Here is a 14,688-nt window from a genome sequence, read left to right as displayed (position 1 = left end):
TCAGCTCGATCTCGTCGCGCTGGCGGCCCAGTTCCGCGGTGATCGAAGCATAAAGTTCAGGATCGCGCTCGGCGAGGGATTGGGTGAAAAAGAGGTTTTTGGACATTCCGGGGCTCCTGTCTATCCTGTCCAGCCGAGGCCCGCCGCTACGCAGTTCATCGACTGCATCAGCGGGACCGGCACTGTAGTGGATTTCCGGGCGCGCTCTTCCCGCAGGAGGCGCACCTGGGTTTTGTGGATTTCGCGCAGCATGATCTCGACCCGGCCGAAGCGGGTGCGCAGGCGCGGAAAACGGCTGGCGAGACTGGTGTCTCCGGTCAGGAACAGGATGGCCTCGCGGGCCAGCTGGTATTCCTTGCGGATGGCGTCAAAGATGCGCTCGCGGATTTCCGCGTCCTGCACCAGCGTCGCATAGTTGGCAGCGATCTCCATATCGCTTTGCAGCAGGGTCTTTTCCACCTCATCCACCACCAGGCGGAACAGCGGCGAGTTGCTGAACATATCCCGCAGCACCGCCTCGCCGCGGTCGCCGCGGAACTTGCGGAAGCTGGCGACCGCGGAACCGAAACCGTACCAGCCGGTGATCATGTGGCGGTTCTGCGACCAGGCAAAAACCCAGGGGATCGCGCGCAGATCGTCCAGCGAGCCGGCACCGAAGCGGCGGGCGGGACGCGAGCCGATCTTGAGCATTGCCAGTTCTTCCACCGGGCTGGCCTGCTGGAAATAGTCCAGGAAACCGTGCGCGTTCAGCAGGTTGGAATAGGCCGCCTGGGACATGCCCGCGAGCGCCTCGAAGGCATCGTCGTGCTCCGGATTTACCGGCGGGGTGTCTTCCTGCAGCGAATGGCGCAGCACGGAGGAGGCCATCAGCTCCAGCTGGTGCAGCGCGGTGCCGCGGTTGGCGTATTTGGAGCTGACCACCTCGCCCTGCTCGGTGATCCGCATCCGGCCTGCGATGGTGCCTGCGGGCTGGGCGGCAATGGCGCGCTCAGCCGGGGCGCCGCCGCGGGAAACCGAACCGCCGCGCCCGTGGAAGAACACGGGCTTCATCCGGTGGGTTGCCAAAGTGCGGGTAATCAGGCGCTGCGCTTTCTCCAGTTCCCAGGTGGAGCAGAGGAAGCCGCCGTCCTTGTTGCTGTCGGAATAGCCCAGCATCACCTCGATCCGGTTGTCGCCGGATTTCAGCGAGCGGCGGGCAAAGGGCACGTCCAGGAGGCCGTTCAGGATGCTGGGTGCAGCCCGCAGGTCGCCGATGGTTTCAAACAGCGGCACAACTTTCAAAGCCGCTTTTTCCGCGCCGAAGCCTGCGTAGCGCGCCAGCAGGTAGACGCCCAGAAGATCATCGGTGGAGCGTGTCATCGACAGGATGAAGGGGCCCATCGCCTGCGGATCTTCCCCGGCGCCGGCGTCGCGCATCAGGCGCAGGAGCTTCAGCAGCTCGCCGCTTTGCGGGCTCAGCTCATCCGGTGTCATATAAGGAAGCGAGGCGCTGCCCAGCTCCTTGCGCAGACGCGCCGACCAGTCCGGGCTGCCGAACTCCGGCACCTCGCCCGAGCGCGCCCAGATTTCGGTCAGCGTTTCGGTGGTCACGGTGGAGTTCTGACGGACGTCCAGCGTCACCGTGCGGAAGCCGAAGACATCGGCCTGCCAGCGGATCGGGCGCACATAGCGGGCCGCCAGCCGGTGCGCGCCGATTTCCTCAAGCGCCTCTTCCACATCTGTCAGGTCGGTGACGAAATCACCCAAGTGCTTATAGGCGCCGGTTTCCTCAGCAGCCGTGGCCTTGATCCGCACCAGGATTGCGGTCAGCGCCTGGCGGAAGACCTCGCCGGGGTTGCGGGCAGACAGCGCCGCAGTACCGGGGGCCGCGGCAATGACCTTTGCCAGCCGGGCAGAGGCACTGTCAGGCAAGGCAAACACCGCTGCCGAAATCGAAATCCGCTCCGCCGCGGTGGTCAGCGCCTTCTGGTAACGCTTCAGGATCGCCGCACGGTTGGCCGTGAGCGCGGCCGCGGTGGCCTCAACTGTCACATTCGGGTTGCCGTCGCGGTCGCCGCCGATCCAGGAATGGAACTTGAGACAGGGCGCATCAGCCGTCGCGCCCAGGCGCGGCTCGGCCGCGTCAATGTAGCGCTCGAACAGCTGCGGAACCGCCTCATAGAGGCTGTCGCGGAAGAATTGCAGGCCCCATTGGATTTCGTCCTGCAAGCTGGGACGGTCGCGGCGGAGCTCACCGGTCATCCACAGAAGGTCAATCTCCGAGCGCAGGTCCTCCAGCAGACCCGCACGCTCGCGCGGGGTCCAGCGCTTGGCCTCCAGCGACACCAGTCCGCGGTAGATGCGGCGGTGGATTTCCAGGATGGTGACGCGCTTGGCCTCTGTCGGATGCGCGGTCAGGGTCGGGCCGATGGAAAACTGGCTTGCCACCTCCTGCAGCCGCTCCGGTGTGGCCAGTTCCCCTGCCAGGTCGAGGGCGCGGGCAAAGCTGCCTTCGACCACTTCCGGGCCATCCTGCGTCTCGGCCATGCGGCGGTCGCGCATGGCAGCGTTTTCCTCGACGATCTTCAGCAGCTGGAACCAGATGTTGAAGGCCTGAAGATAGGGGGTCGCCGGCTGATCGCCGGGCAGGTCCCAGGCGGACTCGCCAATGGCCCTTTCTGCAACTTCCGGCGCGCGCTGGCGCAGAACGTCGAGCCAAAGCGCGTGAAGCTCATTGCGAAGTTCAGCGGCATAGCCGGTGTCTTCGACCCCCGCATGGGTGTTTTCGGCAGGGTCCCCCATCACATCACCCGGTCGCGCGGCTCGCGCCCTGCGAAAAAGTCGGTCAGATTGTCGAGCACGCGGAAGCCCATCGCCTCGCGCGCCTCGCGGGTGGCGCTGCCCAGGTGCGGCAGCATCACCAGGTTGTCGCAGTCCATCAGGTCCGGATTGATGCGCGGCTCGCCGTCGAACACATCCAGCCCGGCGCCGCCGATTGTTTCGAACCACAGGGCGCGGGACAGGGCCAGCTCGTCGATCACTTCGCCGCGGGCTGTATTAATAAGGAATGCGTCCGGCTTCATCAGGTTGAGCATCCGGGTGTTGATCAGATGCCGGTTGGCGGCGCCGCCCGGGCAGTGCAGCGAGACGAAGTCGCATTGCGGCATCAGGTCTTCCAGGCTGTCCGCCTGCGTGGCGTTATAGCGGGCCAGCACATCGGGGGAGACGCGGGACCGGTTCTGCACCACGATCTTCATGCCAAAGCCGTGGTGGGCACGGCGGGCCATCTCCTGGCCAATGCGGCCAAAGCCGACGATGCCCAGCGTCTTGCCGGAGACCTTGGTGCCGACCAGGTGGGTCGGCCGCCAGCCGGTCCACTCGCCGGCGCGCAGCTCGCGCTCGCCCTCGCTGGCGCGGCGGGCCACCATCAACAAAAGCGTCATCGCGATGTCTGCGGTGCATTCGCTGAGCACATCCGGGGTGTTGGTCACCGTCATCCCGTGGCCTGCGGCGCTGTGCATATCAATATGGGAATAGCCGACACCGTAGTTAGCAAGGATGCGGGCCTGGGGTTTGGCAATGTCGAATGCCTCAGCCGAAATCTTGTCGGTCACAGTCGGCAGCACCGCATCAAAGGACTTCATCGCCTCGCGCAGCTCGCACTCGCTCAGCGGTTTGTCACCTGTGTTCAGCACGGCATCGAAGGCTTCGGAAAGCTGCGCCTCAACTGCGGCCGGCCAGCGGCGGGTCACCAGAACCTTGGGCTTTGCCATGATGTCATCTCCCTGACGTGCTTCTTAGTAATGCGCTCCACCCCCTGCCATTGCCCCGGGCCAAGGGTGGAGCGTTGCGCCTGTTCCGTTGCCGGATCAGGCGGCGTTCTTTTTCATCACGCTTGCGATGGTTTCGCCGATCACGGCGGGGTTTTCGGCAACGGTCACGCCGGCAGCCGACAGGATCTCCACCTTCTCGGAGGCGGATTCACCGAAGGCCGAGATGATCGCGCCCGCGTGGCCCATGGTGCGGCCTTTAGGTGCGGTCAGACCCGCGACATAGGCTACAACCGGCTTGGTCACGTGGTTCTTGATGTAATCCGCCGCTTCGGCTTCCTGCGGGCCGCCGATTTCACCGATCATCGCAATGACCTCGGTTTCCGGATCCTTCTCGAACCACTCCAGGATGTCCTTGAAGGACGAGCCGTTGATCGGGTCGCCGCCGATGCCAACCGAAGTGGAGACACCCAGGCCCAGCTCTTTCAGCTGCGCTGCGGCCTCATACCCCAGGGTGCCCGAGCGGCCGATAATGCCCACGGTGCCCGGCAGGTAGATGTGGCCCGGCATGATGCCCAAGAGCGCCTTGCCCGGCGAGATGGTGCCCGCACAGTTCGGGCCGGTCAGGATCATCCGCTTATCCTTGGGGTAGCGGTACATGTAGCGCTTCACGCGGATCATGTCCTGGGCCGGGATACCGTCGGTGATGCAGACGCAGTAGTGAATGCCCGCATCCGCCGCTTCCATGATAGAGTCAGCTGCAAAAGGCGGCGGCACAAACACCAGCGAGGCATTGGCGCCGGTGGCCTCAACCGCTTCTTTCACGGTGTTGAAGACCGGCACGCCCTCGACGGTTTCACCGCCCTTGCCCGGCACCACGCCGCCGACGACGTTGGTTCCGTATTCGATCATGTCCTTGGTGTGGAACCGGGCGATCTTGCCGGTGATGCCCTGGACGATGACACGGCTTTCGCGATCAAGAAGGATGCTCATTTGACGGCCCTCACACGAGTGTTTTGATCAAGGTCGTTTTTCCACGCGCCGACGGCCCGTTCGGCGGCTTCCATCAGCGAGGTTGCACGGATCAGCGGCAGGCCGCTTTGCGCCAGGATCTTCTGGCCTTCTTCCACGTTGGTGCCGGCAAGACGGACCACCACGGGCACGTCGACCTGCACTTCCTTCAGTGCCTGCACGACACCTTCGGCAACCCAGTCGCAACGGTTGATGCCGGCAAAGATGTTGACCAGAACCGCCTGCACATTGCTGTCGGACATCACCAGGCGGAACGCCTTGGCGACCCGTTCCGGGGTTGCGCCGCCGCCGATGTCCAGGAAGTTGGCGGGCTCGCCGCCGGCCAGCTTGATGGTGTCCATGGTGGCCATCGCCAGGCCTGCGCCGTTCACGATGCAGCCGATGTTGCCCTCAAGCCCGACATAAGACAGGCCGCGGTCGGCGGCGCGGGCTTCGCGCGGGTCTTCCTGGCTCTTGTCGCGCAGCTCAGCGATCTGCGGATGGCGGAACAAGGCGTTGTCGTCAAAGGTCATCTTGGCGTCCAGCGCGATGACCCGGTTGTCCGAAGTGACCACCAGCGGGTTGATCTCAACCATGGTGGCGTCCAGTTCCGAGAACGCCTGGTAGCAGCCCTTGAGCGTGCGCACCATTTGCTGCGTCATCGCCGGTTCGATGCCCAGGGCAAAGGCGATCTCGCGCGCCTGGAAGTCCTGCAGGCCGACGGCCGGCTCAACGGTCGAGCGCACGATCGACTCGGGCCGCTCGGCAGAGATCTCCTCAATCTCCATGCCGCCTTCGGACGAGGCAACGATCATCACCCGCTGGCTTGAGCGGTCCAGCACGAAGCCAAGGTAGATTTCGCGGGCAATCGGCACCGCACCTTCGACGTAGACACGGTAGATGCCTTTGCCCTCGGGGCCTGTCTGGTGGGTCACCAGCTTCTTGCCGAACAGGTTCTCGGTCGCCTCATAGATCTCGGCTTCGGAATTGCACAGCTTGACGCCACCCGCCTTGCCGCGGCCGCCTGCGTGAACCTGGGCCTTGACGATCCATTTGTCGCCTCCCAGTTCCCGCGCGCGGTAGGCCGCCTGCTCGGGGCTGTAGGCCAGCGCGCCCGGGGGAACGGTCACGCCGAAGTTGCTCAGAACTTCCTTGGCCTGATACTCGTGGATATCCATGGTCCTCTCCTTCTCATGGATGCCGGAATTCTATTACTCAGCGGCCTCAAGGGCTGCGGAGTAGTGCCTGTCGAGCAGAGCGCTGATCGCGTCCATGTCGACATTTGCGCCCATGTCGTTCATCGCCTTGCCGAAGCGGTTGACGATGTCGGTGATGGCGGCAGGGGTGATCTGGTTCAGGATGCCGATGCGGACCTGGACCGGCTCCGACAGGGTCGGCCAGATGCCGAAACCAACGGCGCGGCAGTTGCCCACCAGTTCCTTTTCGCGGCCAGCCAGATCGCCGGGCAGGTTCAGAACCACCAGGCTGGTCATGTTGCTGGTCACGTCGCAGCCCATCGCGGTCACGGCATCGCGCAGCGCTTTCTCGTGGAAGGCATAATCGCGGGCCTTCTGGGCACGGCCGTGCTGCAGGGTGATGCGCAGCGCTTCGTGGAAGGCAGCAACCGCATAGCCGGAATGGGTGCGGTGGTAGGTGCCGGCAGCCACGTCCTGGCCGTCCACGATGCCCCAGTGGCGGGCTTCCAGGATCGGGTTGTGGACATAGGAATGGCAGCCGTTCTCACGCACGGTCTGAATGTACTTGTCGGTGAACGACACAGGCGCGTAAGTCAGCGGCAAGCACAGCACGCCCTTCTGCGGACAGGACGCCCAGCCGGCAACGCCCGGGTAATCGTCGATCGAGAAATCCTCGATGCCCAGCGAGGACACCGCGTCGATCAGGCCCATCACGCCGTGCTTGACGCAAGCGTCCGAGAAGCCCTTGAGGTCGTTGATGCGGCCCGAGCCGGTTTCCCAATGCGCCATGAAGGCCCACTTGGGCTTCTTCTCGGCCAGCACCTGCTCCACCAGCTTGCCGGAGACCGACTCGCCGTGCGGGACGTCGACCACGGTCACGGAGGCCGGCTGCGGGTTCATCGCGTCGGCGGCCAGCTCCTCACGGGTGGCGGCTTTCATGCGGATGGTCATTGCGTCGATGCCCGAGAAGGTGCCATTCTGGAAGGCAACCACGGTGTCGCCGGGCAGGATCGCGTTCAGCATGCAGTCCAGGCCCGAGAAGCCGGTGCCGCCGACGCCGTAGGTGTAGGTGTTGGTGGTGCCCCACAGGTCGCGCAGCATCTGCTTGCACTCGATCATGCCGCGCAGCACGTCCGCCTGCATGTGGTCGGCCAGACCGGTGTTGGCAAAGGCCTGCAGCACGCGGGGGTCGGTGTTGCCCGGGCCAGGGCCGGCGGCCAGGGTTTCCGGGATTTCCAGGCTGGGGAAGATCGTGGGTTCTGTCATCGGGTCAAACCTCTTTGGTGTCCGTTGCCGATGCGCCGGAGGTCACGGGCCTTCTTCGCTGTGGGAAGGTTTGTTTCCTGTCGGTCAACATCTGTTAACCTAAGGAAAACCCAGGTCGACAAAACCCGCAACATTCCTATATCCTGCTTTTGGGTATCTAAATGGGCGGCAAAAAACCTACCCATACAGGTAAAAATACCGTTGCATACCGAATTCGACCCTACCCATTTGGGTGGTTTTTAACAAAAGGGCACCAAATGGCTCCTATAAGCGACAAAGTTTCCCCGATTTCGGTCATGCTTGCTGACGCAAATCCGCTGGTGCTGTCAGCCATGTCCGAGATCTTCGACAAGGACCCGCGATTCTCGCTCGTCGCCACCTCAGCAACCGCCGAAGGCTTCCTCGGAACGGTGATGCGGGTGCCGGTTCAGGTCGGGATCATCGACTGGAACCTGCCCGCGCTCGGCGGCGCCAAGCTGATCGAGGTGCTGCGCGACCAAGCCAACGCGCCGCGGCTGGTCGTCTATGCCGACGAAGGCGGCGACGTGCCGCGCAAGGCGATGAGCGCGGGCGCGGCTGGCTTCGCGCCCCGCTCCAGCGCGGTCGACGGGCTGCTCGACACTTGCCTTGCCGTGGCCGAGGGCAAGATGGTTTTTCCCTTCCTCGACGTCCGCGGCCTGCAGACCGATCCGATTGAGCAGCTGTCGCGCCGCGAACGCACGATGCTTGAGGCGCTGTCGAAGGGGCTCACCAACAAGGAGCTCAGCAAGGAACTTGGGATCTCGACCAACACGGTGAAATTCCACCTGTCGAACCTCTACGAAAAACTCTCGGTCAAGAACCGCGCCCAGGCGATTGCGTTCTACTACGCCAACCGCGCTGCCAAGGGCGATTTCAGCGTGGAGGAGTGACCCCCGATTGCCGCCCCGCGGCTCGCACGCGTGTGCGCATACGCGTACGCACGCGAGGGCGCGCTCCCGCGCGAATGTATTTAAATGAAAACTTTTTTCTTGACAGGAAACACTCTGATGGGGAATGCCTAGGGAGGAGAGGACGAAACCCCATTGCGAATGAGGAGCGCACCCATGTCGTTTCATACCATCGAACAGGCCCCCGGCCGCCTGAACCGCAGCGAGCTGGCAATCCCCGGATCCCAGCCGCAGATGTTTGAAAAAGCTGCAAAATCTGACGTCGACGTGATCTTCCTGGATCTCGAAGACGCGGTTGCACCGGACGAAAAAGACCAGGCCCGCAAGAACATCATCGAGGCCCTGAACGACATCGACTGGGGCAACAAATCCATGTCGGTGCGAATCAACGGCCTCGACACCCACTACATGTACCGCGATGTCGTCGATGTGGTTGAACAGGCAGGCGAACGCCTCGACCTGATCATGGTCCCCAAGGTGGGCACTGCGGCCGACGTATACGCCGTCGACATGCTGGTCACCCAGATCGAAGACGCGAAGGGTCTGAAGAAGCGGATCGGCTTCGAGCACATCATCGAGACCGCGCTTGGCATGCAGAACGTGAGTGAAATTGCCGCAGCCTCCAAGCGCAATGAATCGCTGCATTTCGGCGTCGCCGACTACGCCGCATCGACCCGCGCCCGCACCACCATCATCGGCGGTGTGAACCCGGATTACTCGGTGCTGACCGACCCGTCCGCGGACGGATCGCGCGACGTGCATTGGGGCGACATGTGGCACTACGCCCTGGCCCGCATGGTGGTTGCCGCCCGCGCCAACGGTCTGCGCCCGATCGACGGCCCGTTCGGCGATTTCCAGGACAAGGAAGGCTACAAGGCTGCCGCCAAACGCGCCGCGGTTCTGGGCTGCGAAGGCAAATGGGCCATCCACCCCAGCCAGATCGAACTGGCCAACGAGGTGATGTCGCCGTCGGACGCGGAAATCACCAAGGCGCACCGCATCCTGGAAGCCATGGCCGAAGCAGAAGCGGCCGGCAAAGGCGCGGTGTCGCTGGACGGCCGCCTGATTGACTACGCCTCGATCCGTCAGGCAGAAGTGCTGGTGGAAAAAGCCAAGCAGATCGCCGGCGACTAAGCCGCCGTTCGGTTTCAAGACCTTACGCCGTCCCGGTTTCGTCTGGGGCGGCTAAGCGCCGCTATGCCAGGAGATGCAGATGACCGGATTGCTGACCACCGCCAAGGCCCTGTTTCAGGCCGCCGTCGACCGGGCAGACCCTGCCAAGGCCCTGCATGCACAGCTGGCGTCCGCCCCGCTCTCCCCGCTGCCCGAAGGCGGCAGGAATGTGCTGCTGGCTGTGGGTAAAGCAGCCGTCCCGATGATGCGGGAGGCACTAACACTGATCCCGGACGCTTCCCAGGCGCTGGTCATCACAAACCCCGAGAACTATGCGGAAATTCCTGGCGCCACGGTGATCTGCGGCGCCCATCCGGTGCCGGATGAGACCAGTGCCGCCGCTGGTCAGGCAGCCATTGAACTGGCGCGTTCCCTTGGCCCGGATGACCGGCTGATTGCGCTGATTTCCGGCGGCGGGTCTGCCCTGATGGTGGCCCCTGCCGCCGGCCTGACGCTTGCGGACAAGGCCGCGGTGAACAAGCTACTGCTCGCCTCAGGGCTTGAGATCAACGAGATGAACCTGATCCGCCAGCAGCTGTCGGACATCAAAGGCGGCGGCCTGCTGCTCCATGCTGAACCGGCCCAGGTTCAGGCCTTCATCCTGTCAGACGTGATCGGCGACGACCTGCGCGCCATTGCCTCCGGCCCCACCGTGACGCCCATCGGCACACGTGCTCAGGCGCGGGAGATCCTGCAGCGTGCAGGTATCTGGGAAAGTGCCCCGGAAGCGGTCAAGACCCTTCTCAACACCACTGAAGACGTCCGGGAAATCCAGCACCCGGCCACCAACACTTTGATCGGTTCAAATCGCCACAGCCTCAAGGCAATGATGGCCGCAGCGGCAGAGGACTGGACCTGTAAGCTGGTCTCCCACCGGCTGGTTGGCGACGTGTCAGAGGCCGCGGAAACTGTTGTTTCGGCCGCGTCAGCCGCCCCGCAGGACAAACCCGTCGCGCTGATCTTCGGCGGCGAGACCACGGTCCAGCTTACCGGCACCGGCCTTGGCGGCCGCAATCAGGAACTGGCCCTGCGTGTCGCCAAACTGGGCGCGGAACGCCTTAGCGGCGACTGGCTGTTTCTCTCCGGCGGCACTGACGGGCGCGATGGCCCCACGGATGCAGCAGGCGGCATCGCCACCCCCGCAACCTGGGAGGCTATCAAGGCTGCGGGCCAGGACCCGGATGCACTGCTCGCCAACAATGACAGTTATGCAGCTCTCAAGGCCGCAGACGCGCTGCTGATCACCGGCGGCACTGGCACCAACGTGGCCGACGTGCAGGTCCTCCTCAGGCGCCCCAGCTAACATCCAGGCCGCTCCAGCTTTTCATCTTTCCTGAAATACTCCCGCCGGAGGCGACCTCGGCCGCCACAGGCGCCGCGCTCAGGCAGGCACGCGCTTCTCGCCCCATTCGGCCAGGTCGTTCACCAGCATCAAGGCCACCCGCCGGAACACCTGGCGCAACCGCTCCACATGCGGCCCCTCCAGCTTGAGCTCGGCCAGCGCCTGGTCCATGCACTTGAGCCAGTTCTCGGCGTCTTCTTCGGTGATTGGCACATGGGCGTGCATCAATTTCACGTCCATATGCCCGTGCTTTTCCTCGTAGTAGCGGCGCCCGCCCATGAAGCCGGACAGGAAGTTAAACTGTTCGATCCGGGCATGGTCCATGCCATGCCCGCGCTTATGCAGCTTGACAATCTGCGCGCCGGTCTCTGTTTCCTCGACTATGTCGTAGAACCGTTCGACCAGCGCACGCAGCGCGCCTTCGCCGCCGATCTGCTCTATCAGCTTCTGAACCATTTAACCTCCCTGCCCCAGAGCGGCCGGCCTCAGGATTGAGGCCGGGTCTTCTTGGGGTCGTAATGCGCAAAGGGTACAATCTTGGCCGGCAGCCGTTTTTGATGCCCGTCAAGTTTGCCGATTTCAACTTCGGTCCCAACTTCCGCACAGGACACATCCACACGTGCCAGAGCAATGTTCTTGCCCAGAAGCGGAGAGCGCATGGATGAGGTCACCTCGCCGATCTGCGCGCGCCCAATGTGCACGCAGTCGCCGTGGCCCACGTCGATGGCCGAGTCGATATCCAGCCCCACCAGCTTGCGCGCAGGCGTCGTCTTGCGCCGGATCAGCGCGTCGCGGCCGATGAAATCATCCTCTTTGGATTTCAGCGGAACGGTGAACCCGATGCCGGCCTCGAACGGGTCGGTCTGGTCAGAGAAGTCATAGCCCGCGAAGATCAGCCCGGCCTCGATCCGCACCATATCCAGCGCCTCCAGCCCCATCGGGCGGATGCCATGATCCTGCCCAGCCTCCCAGACCGCATCAAAGACGTCGCTGGCATGTTTCGGGTGGCAGAAAATTTCATACCCCAGTTCGCCGGTATAGCCGGTGCGCGATACCACCACGGGCACACCATGTTCGCCGCCGATCCGCGCAGGGGTGAAGCGGAACCACCCCAGTTCCTCCAGCTCGGGGTTATGCGGCATCGTCCAGACGATCTTCTTCAGCAGATCGCGGCTTTCGGGACCTTGCACCGCGATGTTGTGCTGCATGTCGGTCGAGGACCGGATCAGTACGTTCAGCCCCAGCTTCTCGGCCTGCTCGCGGATCCATTCCCCGCCGTAATCCGAGCCGCCGATCCAGCGGAAATTGTCCTTGCCCAGGCGGAACACGGTGCCGTCGTCGATCATACCGCCATGCGGGTAGCACATCGCGGTGTAGACCACCTGCCCCACTGCCAGTTTTTTGATATTGCGGGTAAAGATATACTGGCACAGCGCCTCGGCATCCGGCCCGGTGATCTCGAACTTGCGCAAGGCGGACAGGTCCAGCACCACGCATTTCTCGCGGCAGGCCCAGTATTCCTCCAGCGGGCCGGACTCGGCATAGCAGTTAGCCAGCCAAAACCCGTTATATTCGACGAAATTGCGGGTCAGCTTGCTGAGGCGGTCGTGGAAACCGGTTTCCTTGGTCATCTTGGGCTCCGATTCAGGGGTCGCGCGGAACGCGATCGCCCGCTTGAAGGTCTCTTGCCCGCTGTAAGTGCGGACGTGAATGTCAGTGGGGTTCCAGCCATTGGCGGCGCTGGTGTCATCCGGGCAGGCCGAGCTGACGCAGACCAGATCGGTCAGCGCCCGCAGCAGCACGTAATCGCCGGGCCGGGTCCAGGGCTCATCGGCGTACATCACGCCGTGATCATCGAGCCCGGTGTTGAAGAAGAAGTTGATCGCCATCCAGCCCGCACGCGGTGTCACCCCATGCTGGGCCAGTGTCGCATTGAAATTGTCCGAGCAGTTCACATGGCCAGGATAGCCGATGTCGTCGTAGTATTTCGCCGCACAGGCCAGGGCGAAGGCATCATGCCGGCCCACGGTGTCCTGCACCACCTCGACCAGCGGCAGCATGTCCTGATCATAGTACTTCGCATGCAGCCCCGGCATCGGATATGCATGGCCCATCAGCGTCCGGGTGGTGGTCACGTCCAGCGCATGCTCAATCCCCTTGTCCAGCTTGCGGGCGGCAAAACACTGGAAATCGGTGCACTGGCGCCCGTCCACGTCAATGATCTGGATGTAGTCGCCCGCCTTCACGAAATAGCTCTCCGCAGTGGCGCTGTGCACCCGTACTTCGCTGACAGGATCGGCCAGGGGATCCGGCAGCTCGAACCGCGCCACCTGCTTGATCACCGCCCGCTTGACCATGACGGTCAGGGACGTTGCAGTGTCCTGCTTCTCAAAGTCCATGATCCCGCCTGGCGCCGCGATGATCACCACCCCGTCGCGCTGCGCGGTAAAGCTTTCTTCCGTCTTGGCAGGCGTTGTGCTGTTAAAGAACCGCACCGCACCCCCCTGCGCCAGATCGATGCCGCGCGCCTCCATCCCCATGCGCAACCCGCGCAAGGACTGGTCGGAGGAGGTCAGCAGCGCCTTCAGCCCGCTTGCATCGCTATTGGGGGCCGCGCCAATGATGCCGGGATCAATGCGGCCCTTGTCCTCGGCCGCAACAACCTCGCAGGGCTGCCCGCCCTCGTCATTGATCACCGTCACCCGGTCGCCTGTTTCCACGCGGATCAGGATCGCGCCGCAGCCCTCGACCACGTATCGCTCAGTTCCCTTGGGCAGCGAAAACACCGACGGCTGATACAGCCCAGAGGGCTTCGGCGGCCCTTTGGCAACCTCAGGGAAGCTCATGTCATTCATCGCGCATCTCCTGTTGGACTCCGGCCGAAAATTGCATGGTCGGAATATTTATTTATTGAAAAGAATATTGCCTTCCTCCACTCTAATCAACAAACATGTTGATTTTCTGCGGAAAAACGGCAGATGCCCGGGATGCGGCATTTTCCTGGGGGTGAATGCCGCAAACGAAAGGATAACCGCCATGCACTCGCTGCTTCTTGGCCTCGCGGCAGCCCTTGCCTGGGGGATACACGACCTGTGCGTCCGGTTTGCCTCGCAGCGGACCGGCATTCTGCCGGCCATGCTGACAGTGTTTGCAACGGGTGCGATTCTGATGGCTGCTGCAGGCCTGGCACTGGCGGACTGGCCGGCGATGACCTTGCCGGCAGCCAAACTCGCCGGGCTCTCCGGCGCCATCTATGCGCTTGGGTCTTACGCGCTGTACCGTGCCTTTGCACTTGGACCGGTCAAGCTGGCAGCGCCGCTGATCGGCGCCTATCCGGTGCTGTCGCTTGGCTTGGCAATGCTGCATGGGCAGCCGGTCGGGTCAGGTCACTGGCTGGCAGTTGCCGCCGTGGTTGGCGGTGTGGGATGCATAGCGGTCTTTTCAGCAGAAGACGAGGGCGGCGCGTTCAATCCGAAGACTGCAGGATGGGGCCTGATGGCGGCAATCGGCTTTGCGCTGACCTTTGCAACAGGCCAGGCCGCGACCCAGGCCGGAGCAGAGCTGCCGGTCCTGATCGTCACCCGCGCGGCCGCAATCCTGCTGGCGGCGGCCCTCGCAATCCTGTTGCGCGCGCTGCAGCTCCCGCCCCGCCAGGTCCTCCCGCTCCTCTGCGTGATGGGCGTGCTGGATGCCGCAGCACTTGGCTTGGTGATCTATTCAGGCACCCTTCCCCGGCCCGAGTTCGCCTCCGTCAGCGCCTCGCTGTTCGGCCTTGTCACCGTGGTTCTGGCCTGGCTGGTGCTGCGCGAAAGCTTGACCCGCGCACAATGGATCAGCGTCGCTGTCACCTTCGGCGGCATCGCCTACCTGGGTGTCTGAGGCCCCTTCGCGGGCGACACGCTGCTTACTCACCTTTCAAAAAATACTCCCGCCGGAGGCGTCCGGCGGGAGCATCGCTTTCAGCCGTTGCTGTTCTGCGCTTCAGGCAGTCAGGCCTTCCGGCTCGGCCAGGTTGTTGGCGC

11 protein-coding genes are annotated in these 14,688 nt (G+C 63.6%); 4 read left to right on the top strand and 7 right to left on the bottom strand.

Going from position 1 to position 14,688, the window contains the following annotated elements; genetic code table 11:
* Window positions 1–120 precede the first annotated feature (120 nt).
* From AC4HIX_RS20485 to AC4HIX_RS20465, 5 genes are all read right to left on the bottom strand, one after another.
* Window positions 121–2,781, bottom strand: a complete 2,661-nt coding sequence (locus AC4HIX_RS20485) for a phosphoenolpyruvate carboxylase (protein ID WP_490400306.1) — start codon at window positions 2,779–2,781, stop codon at window positions 121–123.
* Entirely contained in the window at window positions 2,781–3,752 is a 972-nt protein-coding gene (locus AC4HIX_RS20480) for a 2-hydroxyacid dehydrogenase (RefSeq protein WP_490400305.1), read from the bottom strand. Before AC4HIX_RS20480 ends, AC4HIX_RS20485 begins: the two co-directional genes overlap by 1 nt.
* A gap of 96 nt (window positions 3,753–3,848) precedes the next feature.
* Window positions 3,849–4,742 (bottom strand): succinate--CoA ligase subunit alpha, encoded by an 894-nt coding sequence (gene sucD, locus AC4HIX_RS20475; RefSeq protein ID WP_475047860.1) that lies wholly within the window; start codon window positions 4,740–4,742, stop codon window positions 3,849–3,851.
* Window positions 4,739–5,938, bottom strand: coding sequence for a malate--CoA ligase subunit beta (locus AC4HIX_RS20470; protein ID WP_271908951.1), 1,200 nt, complete (start codon window positions 5,936–5,938; stop codon window positions 4,739–4,741). Before AC4HIX_RS20470 ends, sucD begins: the two co-directional genes overlap by 4 nt.
* 33 nt (window positions 5,939–5,971) lie before the next feature.
* Window positions 5,972–7,222, bottom strand: coding sequence for a pyridoxal-phosphate-dependent aminotransferase family protein (locus tag AC4HIX_RS20465; protein WP_490400304.1), 1,251 nt, complete (start codon window positions 7,220–7,222; stop codon window positions 5,972–5,974).
* Window positions 7,223–7,518: 296 nt separating this feature from the next.
* On the opposite strand from AC4HIX_RS20465, the gene AC4HIX_RS20460 reads away from it, so the two are divergent.
* From AC4HIX_RS20460 to AC4HIX_RS20450, 3 genes are all read left to right on the top strand, one after another.
* Window positions 7,519–8,133: a response regulator transcription factor gene (locus AC4HIX_RS20460; RefSeq protein ID WP_490400307.1), complete on the top strand. Its 615-nt coding sequence runs from the start codon at window positions 7,519–7,521 to the stop codon at window positions 8,131–8,133.
* A gap of 174 nt (window positions 8,134–8,307) precedes the next feature.
* Window positions 8,308–9,285 carry an HpcH/HpaI aldolase/citrate lyase family protein gene (locus AC4HIX_RS20455; RefSeq protein ID WP_490400303.1) on the top strand — a complete coding sequence of 326 codons (978 nt, stop codon included), beginning with the start codon at window positions 8,308–8,310 and terminating at the stop codon, window positions 9,283–9,285.
* A 79-nt stretch (window positions 9,286–9,364) separates the two neighbouring features.
* Window positions 9,365–10,627 (top strand): glycerate kinase type-2 family protein, encoded by a 1,263-nt coding sequence (locus tag AC4HIX_RS20450; RefSeq protein WP_490400302.1) that lies wholly within the window; start codon window positions 9,365–9,367, stop codon window positions 10,625–10,627.
* Window positions 10,628–10,705: 78 nt separating this feature from the next.
* Here AC4HIX_RS20450 and AC4HIX_RS20445 read toward each other — a convergent pair whose 3' ends face one another.
* Both AC4HIX_RS20445 and AC4HIX_RS20440 read right to left on the bottom strand, forming a co-directional pair.
* Window positions 10,706–11,122, bottom strand: a complete 417-nt coding sequence (locus AC4HIX_RS20445; RefSeq protein ID WP_490400301.1) for a group II truncated hemoglobin — start codon at window positions 11,120–11,122, stop codon at window positions 10,706–10,708.
* A 29-nt stretch (window positions 11,123–11,151) separates the two neighbouring features.
* A complete protein-coding gene (locus AC4HIX_RS20440; RefSeq protein WP_490400300.1) occupies window positions 11,152–13,521 on the bottom strand; it encodes a trimethylamine N-oxide demethylase in 2,370 nt (789 codons plus the stop codon).
* Between AC4HIX_RS20440 and AC4HIX_RS20435 the strand changes: the two genes are divergently transcribed.
* Window positions 13,511–14,545: an EamA family transporter gene (locus AC4HIX_RS20435; protein ID WP_490400299.1), complete on the top strand. Its 1,035-nt coding sequence runs from the start codon at window positions 13,511–13,513 to the stop codon at window positions 14,543–14,545. The two genes, AC4HIX_RS20440 and AC4HIX_RS20435, sit on opposite strands and share 11 nt — an antisense overlap.
* Window positions 14,546–14,688: the final 143 nt, after the last annotated feature.

It is taken from the genome of Leisingera sp. (genome assembly GCF_982940295.1).
This window is presented reverse-complemented; position numbering and strand designations above follow the sequence as displayed.

Coding starts and splice junctions, on each gene's coding strand:
- AC4HIX_RS20470 (WP_271908951.1), bottom strand. CDS start 5,938: ATGGATATCCACGAGTATCAGGCCAAGGAAGTTCTGAGCAACTTCGGC.
- AC4HIX_RS20455 (WP_490400303.1), top strand. CDS start 8,308: ATGTCGTTTCATACCATCGAACAGGCCCCCGGCCGCCTGAACCGCAGC.
- AC4HIX_RS20450 (WP_490400302.1), top strand. CDS start 9,365: ATGACCGGATTGCTGACCACCGCCAAGGCCCTGTTTCAGGCCGCCGTC.
- AC4HIX_RS20480 (WP_490400305.1), bottom strand. CDS start 3,752: ATGGCAAAGCCCAAGGTTCTGGTGACCCGCCGCTGGCCGGCCGCAGTT.
- AC4HIX_RS20445 (WP_490400301.1), bottom strand. CDS start 11,122: ATGGTTCAGAAGCTGATAGAGCAGATCGGCGGCGAAGGCGCGCTGCGT.
- AC4HIX_RS20465 (WP_490400304.1), bottom strand. CDS start 7,222: ATGACAGAACCCACGATCTTCCCCAGCCTGGAAATCCCGGAAACCCTG.
- sucD (WP_475047860.1), bottom strand. CDS start 4,742: ATGAGCATCCTTCTTGATCGCGAAAGCCGTGTCATCGTCCAGGGCATC.
- AC4HIX_RS20440 (WP_490400300.1), bottom strand. CDS start 13,521: ATGAATGACATGAGCTTCCCTGAGGTTGCCAAAGGGCCGCCGAAGCCC.
- AC4HIX_RS20435 (WP_490400299.1), top strand. CDS start 13,511: ATGTCATTCATCGCGCATCTCCTGTTGGACTCCGGCCGAAAATTGCAT.
- AC4HIX_RS20460 (WP_490400307.1), top strand. CDS start 7,519: ATGCTTGCTGACGCAAATCCGCTGGTGCTGTCAGCCATGTCCGAGATC.
- AC4HIX_RS20485 (WP_490400306.1), bottom strand. CDS start 2,781: ATGGGGGACCCTGCCGAAAACACCCATGCGGGGGTCGAAGACACCGGC.